This window comes from Aeromicrobium sp. Leaf289 (genome assembly GCF_001423335.1).
Taxonomy (GTDB): Bacteria; Actinomycetota; Actinomycetes; order Propionibacteriales; family Nocardioidaceae; genus Aeromicrobium.
Window position 1 is genome coordinate 293,616 of the sequence record NZ_LMNK01000002.1, and the last position, 26,544, is coordinate 320,159.

Sequence of the window (26,544 nt, forward strand, 5' to 3'; positions counted from 1 at the left end):
CGCCCGGCTCAGCGGATGGTGAGCTGGCGGCTCGTCAGGTTGGAGCGGGCGTTGCGCTGCTCCGACGTGAGCGGGGCGTCGTCGGCGATGGCGGCGTCCAGACGCTCGGACAGCGCCGCGAGGGGGGCGTCGAGGGCCGCAGCGCCGTCGTCGACCACGGCGGGGTCCATCTCCCACACCGGCACGAGCAGGCCGTGCGCGCGGAACATGCCGATGAGCTTGGTGCCCTCGCCCAGCGTCTCCTCACCGGCGGCGGCCAGCCGGGCGAAGCCGTCGAGCACCGTGTCCTCGTTCTTGGTGACCACCCAGCGCAGGTAGCGCTTGTCGGCCATGCGCACCCAGTAGGCGGCCTCGACGGAGGTCAGACGCTCGGTCGGCGAGACCGACTCGTTGGCCTGGGCGAGCGCGTCGGAGCCCTCGGCATCGGTGCCCTCCACCCAGAAGTCGAAGCCGTCGTGCACCTCGACGTCGAACGACGACGCCGGGTCCACGACCTGCTGCAGCCGGTCGCCCACGCCGGGGTCGCGCACGGGGACGGGGTTGCCGGGCTCGGTCTCGCGGGCGGTCTCGATGGTGCCGGCGAGGTCGCGGCTCACGTCGCCGTGGTTGTGCAGCACCTGCAGACCGAGCCAGATCTCGCCGTCGGGACGGCGGATGCCGGCCCCACTGCCGGGGAGCAGGGAGCACACGCGCACCTGCTCGCCGCCGTTGAGCGTGACCGTGGCCGTGGCTGCGGGCACGAACTCGCGCAGCGCGATCCAGTCACCCTCCCCGGGCAGTCCCTCGAACGTGCGGGCCACGAACGGCATGCGGGCAGGCTTCGGGGCCTTGGTGCGGCGCGACTTCTTTCCCATGGCCGCACCCTAACGAGCCGGGCCGAGGTCTGCGGAGGAGAGGGTCGTCAGTGGTCGAGGGCGAGCTCGGCGCCCACGCGCGTTCCGGCCGACATGTCGACCCACCAGCGGTCGGCCACCCGGTTGATGATCGACAGGCCACGACCGCTGAGGGAGTCCTCGTCGAAGTCGATCGGCTCGAGCGAGGCGCCCTCGCCGCCGTCGTGCACGCTGATCTCGAGCAGCTGGCGATCGACGTCGATCGTCCAGCCGATCTCCATGGTGCCGTCGGCGGCGGGCCGGCCGTGGGCCACGGCGTTCGCGACCATCTCGCTCAGCACGATGAGGGCGTCGTCGATGGTGCCGGGGCTGGCGCGATGGACGGTCAGGAAGCCCGCGAGCTTGGTGCGCGCCATGCTCGGCGTGGACGGCTCGAACGGCAGTCGCACGGTCGCGGAGGGGCGTGACAACGCCGGTGTGGCGCCGGCTCCGCTCTCTCCCTCTGCACGCATATAGTCCAAAGTAACCATGTCCCCCCTGGTTTTCCACCCCCTGGCCCCACTCGCCTCCCGAGACGGACGATGCCGGTGGGACGGGCGGGACGCCCCACCAGACGAGGAGTGAGACCTGTGGACGTCCCCACGACGACCGTCGAGGACCTGCCCGACCCCCTGCCCGACGACCTCGTGGTGCTCGACGTGCGCGAGCAGCACGAGTGGGACGCCGGGCACGTCGACGGCGCGACGCACGTGCCGCTCGGCGACCTGCCGACGCGCGTCGGCGAGCTCGACCCGCAGGCCCGCACGCTCGTGGTCTGCCACCTGGGTGGACGCTCGGCCCGCGCGACGGCCTGGCTGTCCCAGCAGGGCCACGACGTCGTCAACCTCGCCGGCGGCATGGACGCGTGGGAGGCCGCAGGGCGGCCGACGACCTGACCCGGCTCCACGTCTCGGCCCACGCCAGGGCCCGGACGCGGCGAGGCCCCCGGACCGTGTGGTCCGGGGGCCTCGCCGTGGCGTTGCCGGGCGTGCGGTGCACGCCCTAGCTCACTTGGCGGCAGCCTTCAGCTTCGAGCCGGCGCTGACCTTCACGCCGAAGCCGGCGGGGATGTCGATGGTCTCGCCGGTCGCGGGGTTGCGGCCCGTGCGCGCGGCACGGGAGACGCGCTCGACCGAGAGGATGCCGGGGATGGCAACCTTCTCGCCCTTGCTGACGGCGTCGATGAGAACGTCGGCGAGCGCGCTGAGCACGTCGTCGGCGGTCGTCTTGGTGGTGTCGGCCTTCTCGGCGAGAGCCGAGACGAGGTCGCTGCGGGAGATAGCCACGGGGACTCCTAGGAGATTCGGATGTTGTGCGCTTGTCAGTCTAGGGAGGAAACACCGACATTCCGCGGCACCCCGGGCCCTACGGCGTGCCTCGTCCCCGTGATATCGGGCCTCGGAGCGACTCCCAGGCCGGTCCGGGGGCGTCCACGAGCGCCGGGAGGGCGTCGAGGTAGCGCTCGCGCGGCCACGTGACGACGCCGAGCGACTCCAGGTGCGGGGTGGACCACTGCACGTCGACGAGGGCGTCGGGCCCCACCAGGTCGACCAGCGCGACGAGGGCCACCTTCGAGGCGTCTCGGGCGCGGTGGAACATCGACTCCCCCGCGAACAGCCGCCCCACCGACAGGCCGTACAGCCCGCCCACGAGCGCGCCGTCGTCGTCGCGCGTCTCGACCGAGTGGGCCCAGCCCAGCTCGTGGAGGCGCACGTACGCGTCGCGGACGCCCTGGTCGATCCACGCCCCGGGCCGGCTCGGGTCGGCGCACGCGTCGACGACCTCGGCGAAGGCGGTGTCGACGGTGACCTCGTAGCGCCGGACCGACTGGCGCAACGACCGCGACACCCGCAGGGCCGACGGCTCCAGGACACCGCGCTCCGTCGGCGACCACCAGTAGAGGCGGTCGTCGTGGGGCATCGGGAAGGCCCCGCACCGGTAGGCCTCCACCACGGTGGACGGGTCGAGGTCGGCGCCCGCGGCCACGCAGTCGCCGTCGGGCCACTCGTCGGGGTGGAACTCCCACATCGACCGCGGGAGGGGTGTCGGGCTCATCGGGCCGGGCCCATCGGTCAGGCCTCCAGAACCCGGAGCAGGTGGTGCCGCGGGGCGTCGCCCCACTCGGTCCACTCCTCGGGCGTCGCGGTCTCGAGGGACTCCCACCAGGTGAGCGCGCGGTTGACGGCCTGGGTGAACGCCGTGGCCGCGTAGAGCTCGGCGACGTCACGCGGGCTCGCCACGTCGGACCACATCTCGGCGTAGGTGGCCATGACCTCGTCCCACGCGATGTCGGTGCGCGAGGTGATCCAGCCGTACGGGACGCTCAGGACCTCGAGGGCGTGCGCCCACTGCAGGTCGCCGAAGTCGAAGACGCGCAGGTCGGCGAAGGCGTTCCAGGGGTGGACGTCGCCGTGCTGGACCGTCACGGGGATCGCCGACGTCGCCAGCCGGGCGACGGCCTCCACCAGCTCGTCGCGTCGCGCGGCCAGCCGCTCCGCGGTCTCGGCGTCCACGAACGACGGGTGGTCCGCCGGCACCGACCGGAGCAGGTCGAGGAGCGCGTCGAACCGGTCGGGCACGGTGACGGGGGCACAGTCCGGGACGCCGGTGGCGAGGACGTCGTCGCGGTGGTCGGCGAGGCGGCGCTGCAGGCGCGCGGTGGCGATCAGCACGCCCCGCCAGTCGGCGAGCGTGGGCTCGCGCGAGTCGCCGAGGGTCTCGCCACGATCGACCGTGAGCATCCAGCCGCGGCCCGGGTCGATCGCGAGTGGCGCCGCGACCTGGTCGGGGGCGATCCCGGCCAGCAGCTCGTGCAGGGCGGGCTCGAAGGCCATCGACGGACAGTTCGCCTTGAACCACAGCCGTCCACGGTCGGTCGGCACGACCAGCTGGGTGGACCACGGCCGCACGCGGGGCTGCTGGATGGGTCCGGCGAGCACGTGCCCCGCCTCCTCGGCGCGCTCGTGCACCCAGGCGTGCGCCTCGTCGAGCCAGCCGCGCGAGGTGACCCGCTGGCTGAACGCCTGGTCCATGGGGTGAGCGTAGGGCCACCCGCCGTCCACGCCCACGTTCGGCGGGCGGCCGAGGCCCGCGTCCCTAGGATGAGGGCATGGCAGGACTACGTGGCAAGGCGGCTGTGGCCGCCACCAACAAGATCGCACCCCAGGTCGCCGGCGGCTTCGTCCGCCAGGTGCTGGACCGGGCGATCGACGGTCTCGGACCGCTCCCGTCGGCGCGCAAGGCCGCGGACGCGCACCTCGTGGACAGCGACGGCGACGTGGAGCAGGCGATCGCGCGCCACGTCCGTCGCCACACGGCGCTCGCGGGTGCCCAGGGCTTCGTGACCAACCTCGGCGGCATCGCTGCCGTGGCGGTCGCCGTCCCGGCCAACGTCGTCGGCGTGACGCTCGTCCAGGCCCACATGGTGGCCGGCATCGCGGCGCTGCGCGGCTACGACCTCGAGGACCCGCGGGTCCGCAACGCGATCCTGGTCTGCATGCTCGGCGAGGACGCCGTCAAGGACCTGCTGCGCTCGGGCAAGCTGCCCTCGGCGCCGATGACGCTCGCGACGTCGCCCATGCACTCTCCCGAGCTCGACCGGATCATCTCCCAGGAGGTCACGGCCGAGCTGGTCACGCGCACCGTCGGACGTCGGGCGGTGACCCTCGTCGCGCGGCGCGTCCCGCTCATCGGCGGCGCCGTGGGCGCCGGCAGCGACGGCTGGGCCACGCGCCAGATCGGGCAGTACGCCGCCCGCGAGCTGCGCGACCGCAACATCCGCTCCGCCTAGCCCCCCGCGCGGTGACTTCTCCACCGAACGAGCCCCACGTGCATCGAGAGGTGGAGATTCCACCCTCAGGCCGCCGAGACGGTGGAATCCGCACCGTCCGATCAGTCCGAGCCGCGCTCCACGGGCTGACGCAGGATGGTGCGAAGCCGTTCCGGCGCGGTGCGCCGCGGGTCACCGAGGTAGATCTCGTGGTGGTGGCCCGTCATCCGTAGTCCGGCGGCCGGGATCTCGTGGTCGTGCATGCGGGCGAGCACGGGTCCCTCGTCGTCGTACGGACCGACGTGGAGCGTCTGCATGCACGGGCCCTCGTGGAGCGTCCGGAGCGTGACCCGCTCCAGCCCGACCGGCCGATCCTTCTTCCGCGTCACAGCGGCGACGGCGTCGGCGAGGGCGGAGTCGTCGACCCAGGTCGGCGCCAGGATCATCGCCGTCCAGCTCCATCGACTCTTGTCCCGCGAGGTCGTGAACGTGGCCATGTCGTCGGACCACCAGAGCGCCTCGAGCGGCATGACCACCTCGTCGTGACCGAGCGCCTTGCCGGCGAACCGCAGCGTGTAGGCGACGGGGTAGAGCGCGCCGAGCGCCTCGGCGTAGGCGGGCGAGGTGTTCGGGTCGCCCCGGCCGTCGACCGCGAGGTAGGTCAGCGACGGGACGTCGACCACGCGGAACTCGCCCTTCCGGGCGCGGTAGCAGTCGAGCTCGGTCTTCCGGTCGAGGCTCACTCCTGCTCCCGCTGGCGGGCCCGGTACTCCGCGGCCGCGTACCGGTTGCCGCACGTGGTGCTGCAGAAGCGCCGTGACCGGTTGCGGGTGAGGTCGAGGACGATGCCGTCGCAGCCGTCGTCCGCGCACACGCCGAACCGCGACAGCTCGCCGGCGCTGACGACGTCGGCGAAGGCCACGGCCGTCTCCACGCCGATGCGGGACGGGAGCGGGCTGTCGTCGTCGGCGACGTGCAGGTGGTGCCCGAGGCGGCCGTGGTTGACCAGCCGCAGCCGCGCAGGGTGCTCGTCGAGCAGGGCGTTGACCCGACGGACGGCGTCGACGACGGAGGCCGTGAACAGCGCACGGAGGTCGGCACGCAGAGCACGGACGGCGTCGAGCTCCGCGCGGTCGCGGTCGTGCCGGCCGGTGTAGCCGTGCCGGGCGTAGTACGCGTCGAGCGCGCTCACCGAGGTCAGCGTGTCGGGATCCGACGCCGTGTTCACGAGCTCGACGGCCGCGACGAGGTTCGCCTCGGTGTCAGGAGCGAAAACCATGTTGACACCTTATGCCACGACGCCCTACCGTCATGAGCCATGACCACTTACGCTCCTGACGGCACTCGACGGTCGTCGACCTCCGGGTCCGGCCACACCTCGAGCGGCCTGGTCTTCGCGCTCGTCTCGGCCGCCGCCTTCGGGCTCTCGGGGTCGCTCGCTCGCGGGCTGCTCGACACCGGCTGGAGCGCGGGCGCCGCGGCGACGATCCGCATGGGCGTGGCCGCGCTCGTCGTGGCCGTGCCCGCCGCCCTCGCGATGCGCGGACGGTGGCACCGCGCCCGGGCCGCCGGGCCCGCCGTGGTGGTCTACGGGATCCTCGCCGTCGCCGGAGCCCAGCTGTGCTTCTTCTACGCCGTGCAGACGCTCCAGGTGGGCGTGGCGCTGCTCGTCGAGTACATGGCACCGGTCGCCGTCGTGCTCTTCCTGTGGGTGGCGCGGGGCGAGCGCCCGGGTCGGCTCACGGTGGCCGGCGCCGTGGTGGCCATGGGCGGCCTGGCCCTCGTGCTCGGCGTGGTCTCCGGAGTCTCGCTCGACGGCATCGGCGTGCTCTGGGCGCTCGGCGCGACGGTCGGCGCCGCCACCTACTTCCTGGTCTCGGCCGACGACCGCGTGGCGGTGCCGCCGCTCGCGCTCGCCGGCGGTGGGCTGATGGTGGGCACCGCGGTGCTCGGCCTCGGGGGCCTCGTCGGCGTGCTGCCCATGACGGCCTCCACCCGCGACGTGGCCCTGGGTGGCGCGACCGTCGACTGGTGGGTGCCGGTGCTGCTGCTCGGCGTGGTGACCGCCGCCCTCGCCTACGTCACCGGCATCGCGGCCGGTCGGCGGCTCGGCTCGCGGGTCGCGTCGTTCGTGGCGCTGTCGGAGGTGCTGCTGGCCGTCGTCTTCGCCTGGCTGCTGCTCGGCGAGCTGCCCGGTCCGGCCCAGCTGGTCGGTGGCGCACTGGTGCTCGCCGGCGTGGTGCTCGTGAAGCTGGGCGAGCGCAGCGTCGCGACGTCGGTCGGTCCGACCGTCGAGCCGGTCCCGCCCGGCGCCTGACCCTCCACGTCGACCGACTCAGGTGCGCACGTGCATCCGTTCGCCCTGGGGGCCGAAGATGGCCAGCACCTCGGCGGGGTGGGGCCCGGGGCAGGAGACCCAGTGCGGGGTCCGGGTGTCGAACTCCACCACCTCTCCCGGCCCGATCGTCAGGTCACGGGTGCCGAGCACGAGGCGCACCCGCCCGGACAGGACGTACATCCACTCGTAGCCCTCGTGCGTCTGGAGGGTCGGCTCCGCGCCGGGCTCGGGCGGCATGACGATCTTGTAGGACTGGAGCCCGCCGGGGCGTCGCGTGAGCGGCACGAAGGTGCGCCCGTGCCGCACGACCGGGCGGGCACGGACCCGCGGGTCGCCGGTCTCGGGTGCGTCGACCAGCTCGTCGAGGGCCACGCCGTGGGCGGCGGCCAGCGGCAGGAGAAGCTCCAGCGTCGGCCTGCGCTGCCCGGACTCCAGCCTCGAGAGGGTGCTCACGGAGATCCCGGTCTGATCGGCCAGGTCGGTGAGCGTGGCCTCCTGCTCGAGGCGGAGCTGGCGCAGGCGCGGGCCGACGCCGGCCAGCACGTCGCCGAGGTCGGAGGCTCCCATCGGAGCAGTTTGCCATTACGGCAACACTGCTTGTCAAGTCAGCACGCGCGGGGCAGGCTCGTCCCATGAGCCTGAACTCCACTCCTGACACCACCGCCGTCGACGTGGTCGTGGTGGGCGGAGGTGCCGCCGGTCTGAGCACCGCGCTGGTCCTCACCCGCTCGCGACGCTCCGTCGTGGTGGTCGACGCCGGCGAGCAGCGCAACGCCCCGGCCGACCACATGCACAACTACCTCGGCCGCGAGGGCACCCCGCCGCTCGAGCTCGCCCGGATCGGTCGCGAGGAGGTCGAGTCCTACGGTGCGACCGTCGTGCGCGGTCGCGTCACCGGCGCGGAGGCGCTCCCCGGAGCGGTTCCCTCGTTCGCCATCGCCGTCGACGACGGGAGCCGGTTCGTGGCGCGCCGCGTGGTGCTGGCCACCGGGGTCGTGGACGAGCTGCCCGACGTCCCCGGCCTGGCCGAGCGGTGGGGGCGTGACGTGCTGCACTGCCCCTACTGCCACGGCTGGGAGGTGCGCGACCAGCGCGTCGGCGTGCTGCTGACCAGCCCCCTGGGCCTGCACCAGGCCGGCCTGTTCGGCCAGCTCACCGACCAGCTGACCGTCCTGGCGAACGGCGTCGCACTGGACCACGGGCAGCGTGAGCCGCTGCGGGCCAAGGGCCACCGCGTGGTCGACGACGTCGTGGTCGAGGTGCTGGTGACCGATGACCGACTCTCGGGCGTCCGCCTCGCCGACGGCACCGTGGTCGAGCTCGACGCGATCGCCGTCGCGTCGTTCCCACGCGCCCGCACCGACGTCGCCGACCTGCTCGGCGTGCCGACGGCGCAGGTCGAGATGAACGGGACCCCGATGGCCGTGGGTCTCGAGGTCGACGCGACCGGGGCGACCCCCGTGCCCGGCGTTCTTGCGGTCGGCAACGCCGCCGCACCGATGGCGACCGTCATCGGCGCGGCCGCGGCCGGCATGCAGACCGGCGCCCTCCTCAACGCCCAGCTCGTCGCCGAGGACACCGACACCGCCGTGGAGGCCGCGCGCGCCGCGATGCGCGAGCCCGAGGCGTGGGAGGAGCGGTACGGCGAGGCGGCTCCGGTCTGGAGCGGTCGCGTGAACCCGCAGGTCCCGGTGAAGGCGTCGGAGCTCACGCCGGGCCGCGCGATCGACGTCGGCTGCGGCGAGGGTGCCGACGTCATCTGGCTGGCCCAGCACGGGTGGGACGTGACGGGCATGGACTTCTCGCCCACCGGTCTTGACCGGGCGCGGCAGCACGCCGAGGAGGCGGGGGTGGCCGAGCGGACGTCGTTCCGGGTGGGCGACATCCGCACCTGGGAGCCGGGCGACGAGCGCTGGGACCTCGTGACCGCGCACTACGTGCACCTGCCGCCCGAGCCGATGCTCGACGTCGTGCGCCGGCTCTCGGCGGCGGTGGCGCCGGGCGGCACGCTGCTCGTCGTGGGGCACCACCCGGGCGACGTGCCGGCGGGCATCCGCGACCGCGACGACCTCTTCGTGCCCGAGGCGCTGCTGCCGGCCCTCGGCGACGGGTGGGACGCACGCACCGAGGTCGTCGAGCGCACCCACACCGGCATGGGCGCCCACACCGTCCGCGACAGCATCCTCGTCGCGACGCGGGCGACCTAGAGGCGCCGCAGGGCGGCCTCGGCGGCGTTGAAGCCGCCCATGCCGTGCACGCCACCGCCGGGCGGGGTGGCGGCGGAGCACAGGTACACGCCGTCGACGCCGAGCGAGTACGGGTCGAGCGTGGGGCGGGGGCGCAGGGGGATCTGGCGCCACGTGTTGGCGCCGGTGCCGATGTCGCCACCCACGTAGTTGGCGTTGCCGGCCTCGAGCTGCGCCGTGCCCTTGGAGACCACCTGCACGACCCGGTCACGGAAGCCGGGGGCGAAACGCTCGACCTGGCCCAGGATCAGGTCCGTCGCGTCACCCGGCCACGCGTGCGGGACGTGCGCGTACGCCCAGATCGGGTTGATCCCGTCGCGCGAGCGACTGGGGTCGGCGAGGTGCTGCTGGCCGAGCAGCACGAAGGGACGGTCCGGCATGACTCCCCGCGCGGTGCGTCCCTCGGCGTCGACGATCTCGGCTGCGGACCCGCCGACGTGGACGGTGCCGGCGCGGCGGACCTCGTCGTTGGTCCACGGGATCTCGCCGTCGATCGCCACGTCGATCTTGAACGCCGCCGGACCGTAGCGGTAGCCCCGCAGCTGCCGGGCCACGAGGGGCGGGATCGCGTCGCCGACGATGCCCAGGGCGCCGCGCGGCGAGGTGTCGAGCAGGATCACGTCGGGTCGGGTGCCGATCTCCTCGGCCAGCTGGCCCATGCTCGTGACCTCGACGCCGGTGCGCACGGTGCCACCGAGCTCCTCCAGACGGGCGACCAGCGCTGCTGCGATCGATCCCGAGCCACCCTCGGCGACCGGCCAGCCGTAGCGGTGGCCCGCGGCGCCGAGCATGAGACCCACCGAGGCGCTGAGCGGCGTGTCGAGCCGACCGAACACGTGCGCGGCCACGCCCATGAACAGGGAGCGGGCGGGCTCGTCGTCGAAGCGACGGACCAGCACGTTCGCCGGCAGGGCCGCCTGGAGCCCGAAGCGGGCGAGGGTGAGCGGGTGCGACGGCACGTGCACGACGGGACGCAGCACGTCGGCGAGCAGGTCGTCGAAGTCTCGCGTGATCGGGCCGAACAGCTTCTTCCACGAGCGCGCGTCGGCGCCGAGCGAGGCTGCCGTGCGCTCCATGTCGCGGCTGACCACCCCGGCGCGACCGTCGTCGAGCGGGTGCGCGAGGTCGACCTCGGGCCAGAGCCAGCGCAGGCCGTTCCGCTCGAGCTCCAGGGACGCGAGGTAGGGCGAGGCGACGCCCATCGGGTGGAACGCCGAGCACTCGTCGTGCAGCACCCCGGGCACGGTCAGCTCGCTGGTGCGCGTCCCACCGCCGACCCGGTCGGCGGCCTCGAGGACGGTCACGTCGAGACCCTCCTGCGCCAGGCGCACGGCGCCCGCGAGCCCGTTGGGTCCACTGCCCACCACCACCGCCGACGTCATGGCTCCATCCTGTCACCGCCCCAGACGCCCGCAGCCCGGCCGAACGGCTGCACGGCTCAGGACAGGGCGCGGACCACGGCGCTGGCCGGCGGCTTGCCCAGCTGCTCGGCCATCCAGGAGCTGGTGGCCACGAGCGCGTCGAGGTCGACGCCGTGCTCGATGCCGAGACCGGTCAGGAACCACACCAGGTCCTCGGTGGCCAGGTTGCCGGTCGCGCTCTGCGCGTACGGGCACCCGCCGAGGCCACCGGCCGAGGCGTCGAAGGTCGTGACGCCGGCCTGCAGCCCGGCGTGGACGTTGGCGAGGGCCTGGCCGTAGGTGTCGTGGAAGTGCAGGGCCAGCCGCTCGGGCCCCACCCCGGCCGCCCCGAACCGACGCACGAGGTCGCCCACCTGACCGGCGGTCGCGACGCCGATCGTGTCGCCGAGCGACAGCTGCACCGCACCCAGCTCGAGCAGGTCGCTGCCCACGCGGACGACCACGTCGGGGTCGACCGGACCCTCCCAGGGGTCGCCGAAGCACATCGACACGTAGGCACGGACGTCGGCGCCGGCCTCGCGGGCACGTCGCACGACGGGCTCGAACATCGCCATCTGGGCGTCGAGGGCGCTGTTGAGGTTCTTGGCCGCGAAGGTCTCGGTGGCACTGGCGAACACGGCCACGTGGCTGCACCCGGCCTCCAGCGCTCGGTCGAGGCCGCGCTCGTTGGGCACGAGCACCGGGTGCTCGAACCGCGGTCCTTCTCGCAGGGCCTCGACCAGGTCGGCCGCGTCGGCCAGCTGCGGCACCCACCGTGGGTGGACGAAGCTGGTGGCCTCCACGACGGGCAGCCCGGCACCGACGAGGCGCCGCACGAAGGCGGCCTTCACCTCCAGCGGGACGACCGCCTTCTCGTTCTGCAGGCCGTCGCGCGGACCGACCTCGTAGATCGTCACGCGCTCGGGGAGACCCCGCTCCGGCACGACCATCGGCAGGGGTGCCGGGCCCTGGGCGGCAGGGGATTCCGGGAGCGTCATGCGTCGTCCGCCCTGGGCTCCACGTGCACCACGACGTGGCCCATCGCCACCTGGTCGCCGACGGCGGCGCCCACGTGGGTGACGGTGCCGTCGTGGGGGGCGACGAGTGCGAGCTCCATCTTCATGGCCTCCACGGCGCCGAGCCGCTGACCCGCCGTCACCGCGTCGCCGACCGCGACGTCGAGCGCCACGACCGCACCAGGCATGGGCGAGACGACGTCGGCGGTGCCGGCGGCCGCCACCGACGAGCGTCGCATGGCGTCGGCGGCCTCGAGCACCCACGTCTGCCCCTGCCAGGTGGCCCAGACGCGGCGCCCCCGCGCGGTCGCGTCGGCATGCGCGAGACCGGGATCTTCGACGACGTCGTGCGTCGTGCCGTCGGGCTCGGCGACGTGCACCGTCAGCGGCACGGGGGGACCGGCCGAGCGCCAGCCGTCGCCGCGACCGAACGGCGACTCGTCGTCGGCCTCGCCGAGCAGCAGCGCCGCGGATCGCAGCGCCTCGGGCGCGACCGACGGCCGCTCCAGCAGCGGGCCCTCGTAGGCGTCGAGCCAGCCGGTGTGCACCTCGCCGGCGCGGAACTCCGGCGAGTCGACGAGCCGCCGCACCCAGCCGAGGTTCGTCTCGATGCCCTCCACCGCAGAGGCGTCGACGACGTCGAGCAGCGCGTCGACCGCGGCGTCGCGGTCGGGCCCGTGGGCGACGAGCTTGGCCAGCATCGGGTCGTACGCCGACGAGACGACCGCCTCCCCCTCGATCGAGGCGTGGACCTCGGCCCGGCGGGGGTGCCGGGCCGTGGGCGGCAGATCGACAGAGCCCCAGCGCGCGTCGAGCACGTGCCCGGCCTGCGGGAGGAACCCGGTGTACGGGTCCTCGGCGTACACGCGCACCTCCACGGCGTGGCCGGTGCACGTGACCTCGTCCTGCGCGAGGGGCAGCGGCAGGCCCGCCGCGACGTCGAGCTGCCACTGCACGAGGTCGAGGCCCGTCACCTGCTCGGTCACGGGGTGCTCCACCTGGAGGCGCGTGTTCATCTCGAGGAAGTAGGCGGTCTGCCCCTCGGGGGAGTCCGCGACGAGGAACTCGACGGTGCCCGCGCCGACGTAGCCGACCTCCTGGCACAGCGCCACGGACGAGTCGTGCAGCAACGTGCGCAGCGCCGGATCGAGACCCGGGGCCGGCGCCTCCTCGACGACCTTCTGGTGGCGACGCTGCGCGGAGCAGTCGCGCTCGAAGAGGTGCACGACGGTGCCGTGGTCGTCGCCGAAGACCTGCACCTCCACGTGGCGGCCGCCCTCGACGTAGGCCTCGACGAGCAGGGTGTCGTCGCCGAACGACGACGCCGCCTCTCGACGAGCGGTGGCCACGGCGTCGGCGAGGTCCTCGGGGCGGCGCACCACGTGCATGCCCTTGCCGCCACCGCCCGCCGCGGCCTTCACGAGCACCGGGTAGGCGTCGGCGGGGACGTCGTCGGTCTCGTACCGCGGGGTCACCGGAACGCCGGCCCGCTCGGCGACCTCGCGGGCCCGGTCCTTGCGACCCATCAGCTCGATGACGTCGGGCGACGGACCCACGAACACGAGCCCGGCGGCCTCCACGGCACGCGCGAAGGCGGCGTTCTCGGACAGGAAGCCGTAGCCCGGGTGCACGGCGTCGGCACCGGAGGACACGGCAGCGGCCACGACCTCCTCGACGTCGAGGTAGGAGCCGATGCGCACGGCCTCGTCGGCCTCCTCCACGTGGAGCGCGTGCGCGTCGAGGTCGGTGAAGACGGCGACGCTGCGCAGGCCGGCGGTCCGGCACGCACGGACCACGCGGCGGGCGATCTCGCCGCGGTTGGCGATCAGGACGGTCTGGAGGGTGGTCATGCGGGGATCACATCCGGAAGACGCCGAAGCCGGGGGCTCCACCGTCCAGGTCGGGTCGGTCGGCGAACGACGGCACGGGCGCGTTCGCGCAGGTCTGGAGGGCGAGCCCGAGCACCCGGCGGGTCTCGCGCGGATCGAGGATGCCGTCGTCCCACAGGCGCGCGGTGGCGTAGTAGGGGTTGCCCTGCACCTCGTACTGGTCGCGGATCGGCGCCTTGAACGCCTCCTCGTCCTCCGCGGACCACGCGCCGCCTTTCCCCTCGATGCCGTCACGGCGCACCGTGGCAAGCACCGACGCGGCCTGCTCGCCGCCCATCACCGAGATCCGCGCGTTGGGCCAGGTCCAGAGGAAGCGGGGGTCGTAGGCGCGGCCGCACATGCCGTAGTTGCCCGCACCGAACGAGCCACCGATGATCACGGTCAGCTTCGGCACGACGCTGGACGCGACGGCGGTGACGAGCTTCGCGCCGTCCTTGGCGATGCCGCCGTTCTCGTACTCGCGGCCGACCATGAAGCCCGTGATGTTCTGCAGGAACAGCAGCGGGATGCCGCGCTGGTTGGCCAGCTCCACGAAGTGGGCACCCTTGAGGGCCGACTCGCTGAACAGGATGCCGTTGTTCGCGACGATGGCGACGGGGTAGCCCTCCACGTGCGCGAACCCGCACACGAGCGTGTCGCCGTAGAGGGGCTTGAACTCGTGCAGGCGCGAGTCGTCGACGACGCGGCGGATCACCTCGCGCACGTCGTAGGGCGTGCGTCCGTCGACGGGCACGACGTCGAGCAGCGTCTCGGGGTCCTCGCGCGGCGGCAGCGCCGGCTGCGGCTCCAGGTGGGTGCGGGCCGGACCCAGGGTGCCGACGATGGAGCGGACGATGTCGAGGGCGTGCGCGTCGTCGTCGGCCAGGTGGTCCACGACGCCGGACGTGCGGGCGTGCACGTCGCCGCCACCGAGGTCCTCGGCCGTCACGACCTCGCCCGTCGCGGCCTTCACGAGCGGGGGCCCGCCGAGGAAGATCGTGCCCTGCTCCTTGACGATGACCGACTCGTCGCTCATCGCCGGCACGTACGCACCGCCGGCCGTGCACGAGCCCATGACGGCCGCCACCTGCGCGATGCCGCGCGCCGACAGCTGCGCCTGGTTGAAGAAGATGCGGCCGAAGTGGTCGCGGTCGGGGAACACCTCGTCCTGCATCGGCAGGAAGGCGCCCCCGGAGTCGACGAGGTAGACGCAGGGCAGCCGGTTCTGCAGCGCCACGGTCTGGGCGCGCAGGTGCTTCTTGACCGTGAGCGGGTAGTAGGTGCCGCCCTTCACGGTGGCGTCGTTGGCCACCACCATCACGTCACGGCCGGCCACGCGGCCGATGCCGGTGATGATCGACGCGCTCGGCACGGCGTACTCGTCCGCAGCCGCAGGCCCGTCGCCCCCGTACATCCCGTAGGCCGCCAGGGGCGCGATCTCGAGGAACGGCGAGCCAGGATCGAGCAGACGGTCGACCCGGTCGCGCGGAAGGAGCTTGCCGCGGGCGACGTGCCGCTCGCGCGAGGCGTCGCTGCCGCCCCGGCGGACGCGGGCGGTGCGCTCGTGCAGCTCGTCGACGAGGTCGCGCAGCGTGGAGGGGGAGCCGGTGCTCATGCGCCTGAGGTTAACACCCATTAACCAGATGCGGTACGGTCGTGCCATGTCCGACCGCCGTCGCGAGATCGCCCGCAGCGCGGTCGAGCTGTTCGCCGCCCGCGGCTTCCACGGCGTCAGCGTCGGCGACGTCGGCGCGGCGTCGGGGATCTCGGGCCCGGCCATCTACAAGCACTTCCGCAGCAAGGAATCAGTGCTCGCCCAGGCGCTGGTCGACATCAGCACGGAGCTGCTGGAGACCGGTCGGGCACGTGTGTCCGCCGCACCCGACGGACCGGGTCGGCTCGACGCTCTCATCGACTGGCACATCGACTTCGCCGTCACCCACCCCGCCTACATCGTGGTGCAGGAGCGCGAGTGGTCTTCCCTCGACGCCGACGCCCGTGCCGAGGTGCGAGCCCTGCAGCTGGCCTACGTCGACGTGTGGGTCGACGTCGTGCGCACGCTCCGCGACGACCTCACCCGTACCGCCGCCCGCGCCGCCGTGCAGGCGACGTTCGGCCTGCTCAACTCCACCCCGCACAGCGCGCGCATCGCCGAGGCCGACCTGCGGGTCCTGCTCGCACGGATGGCGCGGGCCGCGCTGCTCGGCTGACGCCCGGTCGCGCCGCTGGACCGTCAGGAGGGGGCGATCAGGAAGGGGCCGCCACCACGGCGGGTCGCCGGCTCGACGTCACCGCGACCGTCACGCCCACCAGCATGACCAGGGCACCCACCGCCTCGAGCACGTTCGGCACCTCCCCCAGCACGAGCCAGGCGCTGAGCATCCCGACCGGGGGCACGAGCAGGATGTACGGCACCACCGACGACGCGGGGTGCTTCGCCATGAGGCCGTTGAAGATCGTGTAGCCCACGAGCGACGCGCCGACCACGGTGTACAGGGTGCTCAGCAGCGCCGCCCAGCCGAAACCGGCCATCGCCTCGACCATGACGTCGGGGCCGTCGACGACCCACGAGACCGCCAGGCACGGCAGGGGGACCACGAGCGCCGACCACACCACGAGCGAGAGTCCGGACTCGACCTTGGCCGCACGGGCGACGACGTTCCCGATCGCCCATGACAGCGCGGCGCCCACCGTCACGACGAGGGGCACGATCGACGCACCGGCGCCGAAGCCGACCGCCACGACGACCAGCCCCGCCGTGCCGACCAGGGCCCCGGCCGCCTGGCGCCGGCTCGGCCGCTCGTCGAGGGCGACCGCCGCGATGACGATGGTCAGCACCACCTGGGCCTGCAGCACCAGCGAGGCGAGACCGGCCGGCATGCCGGTGGCGAGCGCGAGGTACAGCAGGCCGAACTGGCCGAGGCTCATGAACGCGCCCACGGCGACCACGGCCTGCCACGACGCCTTCGGCCGCGGGACCAGGAACACCAGAGGCAGGGCCACCAGCACGAAGCGGATCGCCAGGAACAGGAACGGGGGGACGTCCTCACCGTCACCGCCCTCGAGGCCGAGGTGGATGGCCACGAAGTTGCCGCCCCACAGGACGGCGACGAGCACGGCGAGGAGGCTGTCACGACGGGTCACCGAGCCAGTCTGGTGGTCAAGACCGTGTACGTCCAGCGATGCTTTCTTCACGATTCCATGTACGGTTCCTGCATGATCGACCTGAGCGCCCTCCGCTCCCTGCTCGCCGTGCACCAGCACGGCAGCGTCGTGGCCGCGGCCCACGCCCTGGGCTACACGCCGTCGGCGGTCTCCCAGCAGGTCAAGCGACTGGAGCGGCAGCAGGGCCGTCCCCTGCTGGAGCGGGTGGGACGCGGCGTCGTCCTCACCGACGTCGGCCGACTGCTCGCCGAGCGTGGGTCGGCGGTGCTCGACGAGCTGGAGTCGCTGTCGAACCTCGGGCGCGACGGCAGCCGCCCCCAGGGGCCGTTCCACCTGGCCACGTTCGCGACGGCGAACCGCGGACTCGTGGCACCCCTGCTCGCCCGCCTGGCCGTCGAGGCACCGGAGCTGCGGGTCACGGTGGTCGAGGCGGACCCGCGCGACGTCGTGCTCCAGGTGGCACGGGGCACCGCCGACGCCGGGCTCGTGCACGACTGGGAGTCCGTCCACCTCGAGATCCCCCCGGGCGTCGACGCGGCGCCCCTGCTCACCGACCGGGCCGACCTCGTGGTCCACCGCGACCACCCGCTCGCCACCCGGACGTCGGTGACCCCGCGCGACCTGGTGCAGGAGCAGTGGGTGTGCACGCCTGCCGGCAGCATCTGCCACGACTGGCTCGTGGCCATGTTCGCCGGTCACGCGCTGCGGCCCGAGCTGCGCTACATCGACCACGAGTACGCCTCGCACCTCGCGCTCGCCGCTGCGGGCGTGGCCGTCGCGCTCGTCCCACGGATGGGTCGCGGGCCCCTGCCCCCGGAGGTCGTCACGGTGCCCGTCGTGGACCCGGTGCCCGAGCGACGCGTCCAGCTCGTCTGGCGGCGCGCCACCACCGACCACCCCGCACGACGACTGCTCCACGACCTCCTCGTCGACGTCGAGGTCTGAACCGGCGATCCGCGGCGGCGCTAGAGCTTCGGCTCGAACGTCTCCGGCGAGGCCGTGCTCCAGTCCCTCACCCAGCCCTCCGGCGGCGTGGCGAGCAGGGCGCCGGGCTCGAGCCACTCGAAGAGCTCGGCGTAGGTCTGGGTCACCTGCGGGTCGACGCGCCGGAACAGCTTGCGCGGGGTGAGGTCGTCGAAGGAGTCCAGCCCCATCGACGCGACGATCTGCTGTGCGCTGTTGACCGTGTTGGCCTGGAAGTCGCGCACCCGGTGCACCTTGTCGTCGACCACGAGGGCCCGGGCGCGCCACGGGTCCTGCGTCGCGACGCCCACCGGGCAGGTGTTGGTGTGGCAGGTCTGGGCCTGGATGCACCCGACCGCGAACATCATGGCGCGGGCCGCCAGCGTGAAGTCGGCGCCCTGGCAGATCCGCTTCACGATGTCGATCCCGGTCGCGACCTTGCCGCTCGCGCCGATCTTGACCCGGTCGCGCAGCCCGGTCCCGACCAGGGCGTTGTGCACGAACATGAGGCCCTCGGTGAGCGGCATGCCCACGTGGTCCTCGAACTCGACCGGCCCGGCCCCCGTCCCGCCCTCGGAGCCGTCGACGATGATGAAGTCCGGAGTGCTGTCGCGCTCGACCATGGCCTTGCAGACCGCCAGGAACTCCCGCCGCGAGCCGATGCACAGCTTGAACCCCACCGGCTTGCCGCCGCTGAGCCGACGCAGCTCAGAGACGTAGTCGACCAGCCCGAGGGGCGTGTCGAACGCACGGTGCGTGGGCGGGGAGACCACCGTGGTGCCGATCGCGACGCCTCGCGCCTCGGCGATCTCGTCGTTCACCTTCGCGCCGGGCAGCAGACCGCCCAGGCCCGGCTTGGCGCCCTGCGACACCTTGATCGAGATCGCCTTCACCTGTGGGTCGACCGCCCGTTCGGCGAACCTCGCGGCATCGAAGCCACCGTCCTCGGTCCGGCACCCGAAGTAGCCCGACCCGATCTCCCAGATGAGGTCGCCGCCGCGCCTGCGGTGGTACCGGGAGATGGAACCCTCGCCGGTGTCGTGGGCGAAGCCTCCCAGCGCCGCACCGCCGTTGAGCGCCTCGATCGCGTTGCCCGACAGCGACCCGAAGCTCATGGCCGACACGTTCAGCAGGGCGATGTCGTAGGGCTGCGTGCACTCCGGCCCACCGAGCCGCACGGTCGGGCGGACGTCGGGCTTGGTGCGGGCCCGCATCGAGTGGGCCACGAACTCGTAGCCCACGGCGTTCACGTCGCGCTCGGTGCCGAACGGCTCCTCGCCGTGGTTGCCCTTGGCCCGGTCGTAGACGAGGTCCCGGGTCTCGCGGTCGAAGGGCGTGCCACCGGTGTTGGACTCGATGAAGTACTGCTGGATCTCGGGCCGCAGCCGCTCCATCGCGAAGCGGGCGTGCCCGAGCACCGGGTAGTTGCGCAGGATGCTGTGCCGACGCTGCAGCAGGTCGTGCAGCCCCGTCGCCGCCAGCACGGCGAGCGGGGCCGCAGCCCACCACCACAGCGCGGACGTCCCGAGTGCGAGCACCCACCCGACCACAGCCGCCACCACCAGCGCGAGGACCGCGAGCCACCGGATCATGCCGTCATGCTGGCACGGATCAGTGCTGGACGCCCTCGACCGCCGGCGCGTGCTTGAGCGTGCGCCACGAGACCAGCGCCGCGAGCAGGGCGATGCCGATCGCGAGCCCCGACGTGCGCTGGACCCCGAGGTCGAAGGCAGCCCGTGCCGATTCGGCGAGCGCCGCCCCCATCTCGTTGGGGTAGCGCTCGGCCATGGTGAGCGTGCTGCCGAGCGTCTCGAAGGCGTGGTCGCGCTCGCCGTGCTGCAGCATGGCCGGCACGGTCAGCTCGGCGCGGTAGGTGGCCGTGAGGATGCTGCCCAGCACGGCGGTGCCCAGCACGGCGCCGATCTCGTAGGCGGTCTCGGAGATCGCCGACGCCGACCCCGCCTTGTGCGGGGGCACCGCCGCGAGCACGAGGTCGTTGGTGAGCGTCTCGGCCAGGCCGATGCCCACCCCCATCACCACGAAGGCGACGAGCACGGTCGCGACGGTCGGGTGGCCGGTGAAGGCCGCCACGGCGTAGCCGGCCGAGGACGCCACGAAGCTGAGGCTCACGAGGACCCGCACGGGGAAGCGGCGCACGAGACGCACGGCCAGGAAGCCGGCGGCCATCGTCACGACGAGACCCGGGAGGAGCACCATGGCCGAGTCCATGGGCGACATGCCCAGCACCAGCTGCAGCAGCTGCGCGGCGAAGAACAGGAACCCGGTCAGACCCATCAGGCTGAGCAGGTTGGCCGCGAGCGCACCGCTGAAGACCCGGTTGCGGAAGAGCGACAGGTCGAGCATGGGCGAGGCGCTGCGCTGCTGGCGACGCACGAACAGCGCGCCGGCAGCGATGCCCAGGGCGAACGAGCCGAGCGTCACGTCGTCGATGCCGGCCTTGGCGAGGTGCTTGATCCCGTAGACGACGGGCAGCATCGCCACGACCGCCAGCACGATCGAGGTCGGGTCGAGCGGGCCGGGGCTCGGGTCCTTGGACTCGGGCACGAGCCACAGGGCCAGCGGGACGAGCAGCACGATGAGCGGCACGTTGATGAGGAAGACCGAGCCCCACCAGAAGTGCTCGAGCAGGTACCCGCCGAGCACCGGGCCCAGGGCGGCGCCACCGGAGAACATGGCGGCCCAGGCTGCGATGGCCAGACGCCGGTCCTGGGCGTGGTGGAAGACGTTGCGGATCAGCGACAGCGTCGAGGGCATGAGCGTGGCGCCGAAGAAGCCCAGCAGCGCACGGGCGACGAGCAGCGTCTCGGCGCTGCTCGCGTACGCCGCGACCAGCGAGGCCGCGCCGAAGCCCACCGCGCCGATGACCAGCAGACGGCGCCGGCCCACGCGGTCGCCGATGCTGCCCATCGCGATGAGCAGACCGGCGAGCATCAGTGCGTAGACGTCGACGATCCACAGCAGCTGGTTGCCGGTCGGGCGCAGCTCGGTGCTGATGGAGGGCAGCGCGAAGCTGAGGACGGTGTTGTCGACCGAGACGAGCAGCACCGGGATCATCAGGACGGCGAGGGCACACCACTCGCGCAGGCCCGCACGGACGGGGGGCACCTCGGGCAGTGGTGCAGATGACGGGGCAGTCGAGCTCGAGCGGGGATCGATGGTGGTCATGGCGGGCCTCCTTCCGGCGGACGGCGAACGGCCCGGACGGTCGTCCGGGCCGAGCACCACTATACCGTCCAGCCGGTACAGTCACCACCCTCTCCGGTGCTGCGCGGCGGTGATCCTCGTCGCACCGCCGCAGGTAGGCTCGCGCCATGCCGTCGGCCGAACGCTCCACCCGTGACCGCGTGCTCGACGCCTTCGAGACGCTCCTGGTCACGCAGGGCAGCCGCGCAGCCACGCTCGACGCCGTCGCCGCGCTCGCCGAGGTGTCGAAGGGCGGCCTGCTCTACCACTTCCACAGCAAGGACGAGCTGGTCGACGGCATGCTGACCCGCCTGCGCGAGCAGGGAGCCCGCGACGCCGACGCCATGAGCCGTGCTCCGAAGGGTCCGGTCGACTACTACCTCGAGACCTCGGTCGACTCCGGCAGCGACTTCGACCGCGCCCTCATCGCAGCCGGACGCATCGCCCAGGAGAACGACGCACGCGCCTCCGACGCGCTGGCCGACCTGCGCGAGGGCTGGTTCGTCGTCCTGCGCGAGCACCTCGGCGACGAGTCGCTGGCCCGCACCATCCAGCTGATCGGCGACGGGCTGTACTTCGACGACACGACGGGTCTGGCCGAGAAGAACGCCCTCGGGCACGTGCGCGACGTGCTGCGCCGCCTCGACGCCCTCTGACCGTCACGCGCCCGGCGGACGCACGTCGCCCGGCGTTCACCCGCAGCGGTTGCCCTGGAGTCATGAAGCTCCTCGCCATCGGCATCGCCGCAGCCGGCATCATCGCCACGCCGAGCGTGGCCGTCGCCGCACCCTCCGCTCCGGTCGTCGACAAGCCGACCACCACGCAGGGACCGAAGAAGCCCACCCGCAGCATCACGGTGTTCGCGCACCGCGGTGCCTCCGGCTACCGGCCCGAGCACACCCTCGCCGCCTACGAGCTGGCCATCCGTCAGGGCGCCGACGTCATCGAGCCCGACCTCGTCAGCACGAAGGACGGCGTGCTCGTCGCCCGCCACGAGAACGAGATCAGCGGCACCACCGACGTCGCCTCCCACCCGGAGTTCGCGGACCGGCGCACCACGAAGGTCATCGACGGCGTGGACGTGACCGGCTGGTTCACCGAGGACTTCACCCTGGCCGAGCTGAAGACGCTGCGCGCCATCGAGCGCCTGCCCCAGGTCCGTCCCGGCAACACCGTCTACGACGGTCGCTACGAGGTCCCCACGTTCGACGAGGTGATCGAGCTGGCCCGGCGCGAGAGCCGCGGACGCCGCACCATCTCGGTGGCGCCGGAGACCAAGCACCCCACGTACTTCCGGTCCATCGGCCTCGACCTGTCCAAGCCCCTCGTGCGGTCGTTGCGCCAGGCCGGGTGGGACCGCCGCAACGCGCCGGTCGTCATCCAGTCGTTCGAGACGTCGAACCTCCGCGAGCTGGCTCGCTGGACGAGGGTCCCCCTGGTGCAGCTCACGTCGGGGTCCGGCGCTCCGTACGACCTGGTCGCGCAGGGCAGGAGCACCACCTACGCGGACCTCCTGACGCCCGAGGGCCTGCGCGACGTGGCCCGCTACGCCCGGTGGATCGGCCCGGAGAAGAGCCAGGTCATCCCCCGCGACGCCTCCGGCGCCCACACCGAGCCGACGTCGCTCGTGGACGACGCGCACCGCGCCGGCCTCAAGGTGGCCGTCTACACGATCCGCGACGAGAACCGGTTCCTGCCGACGGACCTGCGCACCGGGTCCGACCCCAACGCCCGCGGAGACGTGGCCACCGAGCTGCGCCGCTACTTCGAGGCCGACGTGGACGGGGTCTTCGCCGACTACCCCGACACCGCGGTCGCGGCTCGCGCCGCCTGGGTCAAGCGCCGCTGACACCTCATCGAGACGCACGACGGGCCGGCCCTTCCGAGGAAGGACCGGCCCGTCGTCGTTCGCGTCGGGTGGTGCCGCTCAGCGGCGGCGCAGCTCCAGGAAGATGCTGGGGCCGAAGTCGTTGGCGGCGAGCCGCTCCTGCAGCGCCTTCTCGACCGACACGAGCAGCCGCGTGGGGAGAGCCTTCTTGAGCTTCTCGCTGCGCAGGTTCGAGACCGACAGCTTGCGCTCGAGACCGAGGCCGACGTCGGACAGCTGGGCGACCACGGTGTCGACGTTGTGGTTGACGAAGGCGATCGCGTCGGGCTCCTCGGCCGTGGCGGTGCGGATGCTCACCGGCTCCTTCGGCAGCGGCGTGCCCTGCTTCTTGAACCGGCGACGGTTCAGGAAGTGGCCGTAGTTCGCGACCTCGATCAGCGCGGTCGCGCCGGGCTTGAGCACGCGCGCGATCTCGCCGAACTCCGTCGACGGCTCGGGGATGTGGTGCATGACCCGCACCATCGTCAGCAGGTCGAGCGAGGCGTCGTCGAACTGCAGGTCGTCGGCCTGCATCTGCACCTGGGCGATGTCGGTGCCGGCGAGGACGCGCTCGGCGGCCTCCAGCTGGGTGCGGCTCGGCTCGGCCAGCGTCACGTGGTCGGCGTACTCGCGCAGCAGCAGGCAGAGACGGCCGAAGCCGCCGCCCACGTCGGCCGCGCGACCGAAGTGCCGGCCGTCGAGCAGGCGTCGGATCGCGGCCTCCTCGGCAGCGTGCTCGTAGTCGCGGTTGTCCCAGTACGTCGTGTAGTCGTAGCCGCGGTCGTACTGGTCGGCGACCTTCTTGCGCTTCTCGTCCGTCACGCGCGTCAGCCTAACAACGGCAGCCAGCGGCCCGACCGGCGCCGACGGGTGCAGGACCCGAACCGCTGGGTTGCTGTGCTCGGTCGGGTTCAGTCGAACGTGCGGGGGCCGAACTCGGGGGTCTCACGCTTCATCCCGGCACGGCGAGCGATGGCCGTGTTGGGCGAGCGGAACATCCGCAGCTGGTAGACCCGCTCACGCCGGAACGCCGACCGCAGACCGCCGAGCCGCACACCGTTGAGCAGCTTCTTGGTCGCGGCGACCGAGTCGGGCGAGCGGGCGACGATCGCGTCGACCAGCTCGAGCGCCGGCTTCAGCGGGTCGTCGGCCACGCCGGACGCCAGGCCGATCTCCACCGCCTCCGACCCGCTCACGACCTCGCCCGTCATGGCGAGCCGCTTGGCGACGTCGGCGCCCACCAGCTCGACGAGGGGGACCGTCCCGCTCATGTCGGGCACCAGGCCCCACTTGGCCTCCAGCACGGACCACTGCGCGTCGGGCGTCGTGAACCGGAAGTCGGCTGCGAGGGCCAGCTGGATCCCCGCCCCGAACACGTGGCCGCGCGTCACGGCGATGACCGGCACGGGGAGCTCCCGCCACGCCCAGAGCGCCTGCTGGAACCCGTTCGTCGCCCGCCACGGAGGCGTGAGGAAGAACGCGGCGACCTTCTTCCTCTGCGGGCTGACCGTCGCGAAGTCGAGTCCGGCGCAGAAGGAGCTGCCCTCACCCTGGAGCACGACCGCGCGGACCTCGCGGTTGCGGCGCAGCTCGGCCGCGGCCTCGAGCAGCCCGTCGAGCACCTCGAAGTCGACCCCGTTGAGCTTCTCGGGCCGGTTGAGGCTCACGTAGGCGAGGTGGCCCTCGATGCGGGTGGTGACGGCGGCACTGGTCATGACCTCAGGTTACCCGCCGGTAGTGCCGGGCCGACCGTCAGCGGACGCGGTCGAGGACCTGCCGGACCGCACCGTGGACGTCGGTGGGGATCTCGGGGGCCTCCAGGCCGAACCGGATGCTCATCTCGTCGGGCCAGGCGCCGGACGCCCGGATGAACGAGCCGGACTGGCCGGCGTCGAGGTGACGACGGACGAGCGACGCGGACTCCGCGGGGGCGCCCCACGTGACCACGACGGAGGGCGACAGGTGCGTGGCGAGGTCGAGCACCTCGCGCAGGTCGACGTCGGGGCCGACGATCCGCAGGCCGATGTCGGCCTGGGCCAGCGCCGCCCCCCAGGCGACGAACGGCAGCGCCTTCGCCTCGTCGACGAACGTCGCGAGCAGCACCTGCGCCTTGACCCCGTTGCGACGACGAGCGTCCTGGGTGCCGCGGACGTCGTGCAGGTGCTCGAGCACGGCCTTCCGGGCGAGGGTCTGGGACTCGGGCGTGACCGCGCCGCGGGAGACCTCGTGGGTCAGTCGGCAGAGGGTCGGCGACAGCACGTCACGCCAGACCTCCAGCACCGGCGTGCCGGCCAGCATGGCGAGCAGCAGGTCGTGGAGTCTCTGCTCGTCCGCCGCCGTGGCGGCGGCCAGCAACGAGTCGAGCAGGTCGTCGGTCGCCAGGTCGGTCTGGCTGGGCGACTCGCCCCGCAGGGCCGACGACAGGTCGTCGCGGTCGAGGTGGCGCGCCACGCGGGCGGCGTCCTGGGCGGAGACCCCTCGGGCCACCATGCGTCGAACCAGCTCGACCCGACTGATGTCGCGCTCGGTGTAGCGACGGTGACCACCGTGGGTGCGATGGCTGGGACCGATCCCGTAGCGGCGCTCCCACGTGCGGAGCGTGGAGGCAGCGACGCCAAGTCGCGAGGACACGGCGCCGACGCCCCACGTGAGATCGCCTCCGGCGTGAGCGACGTCGACCCACTCCCCGGCCGTCGGGCGCGGTTCGTCGGGACGTCCCGGCGAGTCCTTCACCACGTCACCTCCCGGCCGCGTCGGGCCTTGCTGCCACTGTAGGCCTCTTGCGCAGGGTTGCCATTCGGGGAGCCACCTGGATAGGTTGTGAAGAAGTTGCGTTCGAGGTGGAGCACACCGCTTCGGGCCCATCGAGGTGAGACAGGTCGGAGCTTCCGACGTCCGCCGAGAAGGGGCACGATCATGGTCAGCATCAAACGACTCCCCATGCCACTGCAGGAGACCTACGAGTGGCAGTACGACGGCCTCTGTCGCGACGTCGACCCGGAGGGGTTCTTCTCTCCCGAGGCCGAGCGCGGCACACCGAAGGCCCGACGCGAGGAGGCGGCGAAGGCGCTCTGCGCCCGCTGCCCGGTCATCGAGCAGTGCCGCGAGCACGCGCTCACCGTCCAGGAGCCGTACGGCGTCTGGGGCGGACTGAGCGAGGCCGAGCGCCGCGAGATCCTCGAGCGTCGCCCCCGCACCACCGACGTCGCCTGAGACGTCGCCCCCCAACGAACAGGAGGACAGACATGTCCGACACGTCCTTGAACGGCAAGACCGTCGCCTTCCTCACCGCCCAGATCGGGGTGGAGAAGCCCGAGCTCGAGCAGCCGTGGCAGGCCGTCCTCGACGCCGGCGGGACTCCGGTCCACGTGGCACCCGAGGCCTCGACGGTGCAGTCCATGGTCGGTGACGTCGACAAGGACGCCACCTTCGAGGCCACCGTGGCCGTGGCCGACGCCTCGGCGGCCGACTACGACGCGCTCGTGCTGCCCGGTGGCACCGTGAACGCCGACAAGGTGCGTGCCGACGCCGACTCCGTCGCGCTCGTGAAGGCGTTCGTCGACGCGGGCAAGCCGATCGCGGCGATCTGCCACGCGCCCTGGATCCTCGTCGAGGCCGGCGTGCTGCCGGGCAAGACGCTCACGTCGTTCCCGTCGCTGACCACCGACGTCCGCAACGCGGGCGGCACGTGGAAGGACGCGGAGGTCGTGCACTGCCCGGCGAACGGCTGGGACCTCGTCACCTCGCGCAACCCCGACGACCTGCCCGCGTTCGACGCGAAGCTCGTCGAGGTCTTCGCGGGCTGACGCCCCCGACGCCCACCCGGACAGCACCGA

Annotated in this window: 28 protein-coding genes; 10 read left to right on the forward strand and 18 right to left on the reverse strand. The window is 72.8% G+C overall.

Annotated features, from left to right (window positions below):
* Positions 1-8 precede the first annotated feature (8 nt).
* Together ASF37_RS05275 and ASF37_RS05280 are read right to left on the reverse strand one after the other, a co-directional pair.
* Positions 9-854: a DUF5926 family protein gene (locus tag ASF37_RS05275; protein ID WP_056579394.1), complete on the reverse strand. Its 846-nt coding sequence runs from the start codon at positions 852-854 to the stop codon at positions 9-11.
* 47 nt (positions 855-901) lie between these two features.
* Entirely contained in the window at positions 902-1,345 is a 444-nt protein-coding gene (locus tag ASF37_RS05280) for an ATP-binding protein (RefSeq protein WP_162239939.1), read from the reverse strand.
* A 117-nt stretch (positions 1,346-1,462) separates the two neighbouring features.
* Between ASF37_RS05280 and ASF37_RS05285 the strand changes: the two genes are divergently transcribed.
* Entirely contained in the window at positions 1,463-1,768 is a 306-nt protein-coding gene (locus tag ASF37_RS05285) for a rhodanese-like domain-containing protein (RefSeq protein ID WP_235493094.1), read from the forward strand.
* Positions 1,769-1,879: 111 nt separating this feature from the next.
* Here the strand turns inward: ASF37_RS05285 and ASF37_RS05290 are convergent, their stop codons facing one another.
* From ASF37_RS05290 to ASF37_RS05300, 3 genes are all read right to left on the reverse strand, one after another.
* Positions 1,880-2,152, reverse strand: a complete 273-nt coding sequence (locus ASF37_RS05290) for an HU family DNA-binding protein (protein WP_200914486.1) — start codon at positions 2,150-2,152, stop codon at positions 1,880-1,882.
* Between the two features lie 85 nt (positions 2,153-2,237).
* On the reverse strand, positions 2,238-2,927 hold the full coding sequence (aat, locus tag ASF37_RS05295; RefSeq protein WP_082482085.1) for a leucyl/phenylalanyl-tRNA--protein transferase: 690 nt from the start codon (positions 2,925-2,927) through the stop codon (positions 2,238-2,240).
* Between the two features lie 17 nt (positions 2,928-2,944).
* Positions 2,945-3,904, reverse strand: coding sequence for a phosphotransferase (locus ASF37_RS05300; RefSeq protein ID WP_055961813.1), 960 nt, complete (start codon positions 3,902-3,904; stop codon positions 2,945-2,947).
* Positions 3,905-3,981: 77 nt separating this feature from the next.
* Between ASF37_RS05300 and ASF37_RS05305 the strand changes: the two genes are divergently transcribed.
* Positions 3,982-4,662, forward strand: coding sequence for an EcsC family protein (locus ASF37_RS05305; protein ID WP_055961816.1), 681 nt, complete (start codon positions 3,982-3,984; stop codon positions 4,660-4,662).
* Between the two features lie 101 nt (positions 4,663-4,763).
* Here the strand turns inward: ASF37_RS05305 and ASF37_RS05310 are convergent, their stop codons facing one another.
* Both ASF37_RS05310 and ASF37_RS05315 read right to left on the reverse strand, forming a co-directional pair.
* The gene (locus ASF37_RS05310; RefSeq protein ID WP_056579396.1) at positions 4,764-5,384 is read right to left on the reverse strand and encodes a GyrI-like domain-containing protein; all 621 of its coding nucleotides are present in this window, start codon (positions 5,382-5,384) and stop codon (positions 4,764-4,766) included.
* A complete protein-coding gene (locus ASF37_RS05315; RefSeq protein WP_056579397.1) occupies positions 5,381-5,920 on the reverse strand; it encodes a CGNR zinc finger domain-containing protein in 540 nt (179 codons plus the stop codon). Before ASF37_RS05315 ends, ASF37_RS05310 begins: the two co-directional genes overlap by 4 nt.
* Before the next feature lie 39 nt (positions 5,921-5,959).
* Here ASF37_RS05315 and ASF37_RS05320 point away from each other — a divergent pair, with 39 nt between their 5' ends.
* Complete coding sequence (locus tag ASF37_RS05320) at positions 5,960-6,958, forward strand: DMT family transporter (protein WP_056557105.1); 999 nt, start codon at positions 5,960-5,962, stop codon at positions 6,956-6,958.
* An 18-nt stretch (positions 6,959-6,976) separates the two neighbouring features.
* Here the strand turns inward: ASF37_RS05320 and ASF37_RS05325 are convergent, their stop codons facing one another.
* The gene (locus ASF37_RS05325; protein WP_056579400.1) at positions 6,977-7,546 is read right to left on the reverse strand and encodes a helix-turn-helix domain-containing protein; all 570 of its coding nucleotides are present in this window, start codon (positions 7,544-7,546) and stop codon (positions 6,977-6,979) included.
* A gap of 65 nt (positions 7,547-7,611) precedes the next feature.
* Between ASF37_RS05325 and ASF37_RS05330 the strand changes: the two genes are divergently transcribed.
* Positions 7,612-9,186: a methyltransferase domain-containing protein gene (locus ASF37_RS05330; RefSeq protein WP_056579402.1), complete on the forward strand. Its 1,575-nt coding sequence runs from the start codon at positions 7,612-7,614 to the stop codon at positions 9,184-9,186.
* On the opposite strand, the gene ASF37_RS05335 is transcribed toward ASF37_RS05330, so the two are convergent.
* The 4 genes from ASF37_RS05335 to ASF37_RS05350 are packed head-to-tail and all read right to left on the reverse strand — an operon-like array spanning position 9,183 to position 15,124.
* On the reverse strand, positions 9,183-10,607 hold the full coding sequence (locus tag ASF37_RS05335) for an NAD(P)/FAD-dependent oxidoreductase (RefSeq protein ID WP_056557096.1): 1,425 nt from the start codon (positions 10,605-10,607) through the stop codon (positions 9,183-9,185). The two genes, ASF37_RS05330 and ASF37_RS05335, sit on opposite strands and share 4 nt — an antisense overlap.
* Positions 10,608-10,663: 56 nt before the next feature.
* Positions 10,664-11,623 carry a hydroxymethylglutaryl-CoA lyase gene (locus ASF37_RS05340; RefSeq protein ID WP_235499954.1) on the reverse strand — a complete coding sequence of 320 codons (960 nt, stop codon included), beginning with the start codon at positions 11,621-11,623 and terminating at the stop codon, positions 10,664-10,666.
* On the reverse strand, positions 11,620-13,491 hold the full coding sequence (locus ASF37_RS05345; RefSeq protein WP_056579403.1) for a biotin carboxylase N-terminal domain-containing protein: 1,872 nt from the start codon (positions 13,489-13,491) through the stop codon (positions 11,620-11,622). Before ASF37_RS05345 ends, ASF37_RS05340 begins: the two co-directional genes overlap by 4 nt.
* A gap of 7 nt (positions 13,492-13,498) precedes the next feature.
* Entirely contained in the window at positions 13,499-15,124 is a 1,626-nt protein-coding gene (locus ASF37_RS05350) for a carboxyl transferase domain-containing protein (protein WP_056579405.1), read from the reverse strand.
* A gap of 46 nt (positions 15,125-15,170) precedes the next feature.
* Here ASF37_RS05350 and ASF37_RS05355 point away from each other — a divergent pair, with 46 nt between their 5' ends.
* Positions 15,171-15,719 carry a TetR/AcrR family transcriptional regulator gene (locus ASF37_RS05355; protein WP_056580430.1) on the forward strand — a complete coding sequence of 183 codons (549 nt, stop codon included), beginning with the start codon at positions 15,171-15,173 and terminating at the stop codon, positions 15,717-15,719.
* A gap of 37 nt (positions 15,720-15,756) precedes the next feature.
* Here ASF37_RS05355 and ASF37_RS05360 read toward each other — a convergent pair whose 3' ends face one another.
* A complete protein-coding gene (locus tag ASF37_RS05360; RefSeq protein WP_082495320.1) occupies positions 15,757-16,653 on the reverse strand; it encodes an EamA family transporter in 897 nt (298 codons plus the stop codon).
* 72 nt (positions 16,654-16,725) lie between these two features.
* On the opposite strand from ASF37_RS05360, the gene ASF37_RS05365 reads away from it, so the two are divergent.
* A complete protein-coding gene (locus ASF37_RS05365; RefSeq protein WP_082506481.1) occupies positions 16,726-17,619 on the forward strand; it encodes a LysR family transcriptional regulator in 894 nt (297 codons plus the stop codon).
* Positions 17,620-17,639: 20 nt separating this feature from the next.
* Here the strand turns inward: ASF37_RS05365 and ASF37_RS05370 are convergent, their stop codons facing one another.
* On the reverse strand, positions 17,640-19,229 hold the full coding sequence (locus ASF37_RS05370) for an FMN-binding glutamate synthase family protein (protein ID WP_056579409.1): 1,590 nt from the start codon (positions 19,227-19,229) through the stop codon (positions 17,640-17,642).
* 19 nt (positions 19,230-19,248) lie between these two features.
* Positions 19,249-20,823 carry an MFS transporter gene (locus tag ASF37_RS05375; protein WP_055961851.1) on the reverse strand — a complete coding sequence of 525 codons (1,575 nt, stop codon included), beginning with the start codon at positions 20,821-20,823 and terminating at the stop codon, positions 19,249-19,251.
* Between the two features lie 146 nt (positions 20,824-20,969).
* On the opposite strand from ASF37_RS05375, the gene ASF37_RS05380 reads away from it, so the two are divergent.
* Both ASF37_RS05380 and ASF37_RS05385 read left to right on the forward strand, forming a co-directional pair.
* Complete coding sequence (locus ASF37_RS05380; protein WP_055961854.1) at positions 20,970-21,497, forward strand: TetR/AcrR family transcriptional regulator; 528 nt, start codon at positions 20,970-20,972, stop codon at positions 21,495-21,497.
* Positions 21,498-21,559: 62 nt separating this feature from the next.
* Positions 21,560-22,690 (forward strand): glycerophosphodiester phosphodiesterase, encoded by a 1,131-nt coding sequence (locus ASF37_RS05385; RefSeq protein ID WP_056557083.1) that lies wholly within the window; start codon positions 21,560-21,562, stop codon positions 22,688-22,690.
* A 78-nt stretch (positions 22,691-22,768) separates the two neighbouring features.
* On the opposite strand, the gene ASF37_RS05390 is transcribed toward ASF37_RS05385, so the two are convergent.
* From ASF37_RS05390 to ASF37_RS05400, 3 genes are all read right to left on the reverse strand, one after another.
* Positions 22,769-23,530 (reverse strand): class I SAM-dependent methyltransferase, encoded by a 762-nt coding sequence (locus ASF37_RS05390; protein ID WP_055961861.1) that lies wholly within the window; start codon positions 23,528-23,530, stop codon positions 22,769-22,771.
* Positions 23,531-23,619: 89 nt separating this feature from the next.
* The gene (locus ASF37_RS05395) at positions 23,620-24,423 is read right to left on the reverse strand and encodes a crotonase/enoyl-CoA hydratase family protein (RefSeq protein WP_055961864.1); all 804 of its coding nucleotides are present in this window, start codon (positions 24,421-24,423) and stop codon (positions 23,620-23,622) included.
* Positions 24,424-24,460: 37 nt separating this feature from the next.
* The gene (locus ASF37_RS05400; protein ID WP_200931183.1) at positions 24,461-25,339 is read right to left on the reverse strand and encodes a MerR family transcriptional regulator; all 879 of its coding nucleotides are present in this window, start codon (positions 25,337-25,339) and stop codon (positions 24,461-24,463) included.
* A gap of 285 nt (positions 25,340-25,624) precedes the next feature.
* On the opposite strand from ASF37_RS05400, the gene ASF37_RS05405 reads away from it, so the two are divergent.
* Positions 25,625-25,921, forward strand: a complete 297-nt coding sequence (locus ASF37_RS05405) for a WhiB family transcriptional regulator (RefSeq protein WP_055961873.1) — start codon at positions 25,625-25,627, stop codon at positions 25,919-25,921.
* 32 nt (positions 25,922-25,953) lie between these two features.
* Positions 25,954-26,514, forward strand: a complete 561-nt coding sequence (locus ASF37_RS05410) for a DJ-1/PfpI/YhbO family deglycase/protease (RefSeq protein WP_055961876.1) — start codon at positions 25,954-25,956, stop codon at positions 26,512-26,514.
* Positions 26,515-26,544 lie beyond the last annotated feature (30 nt).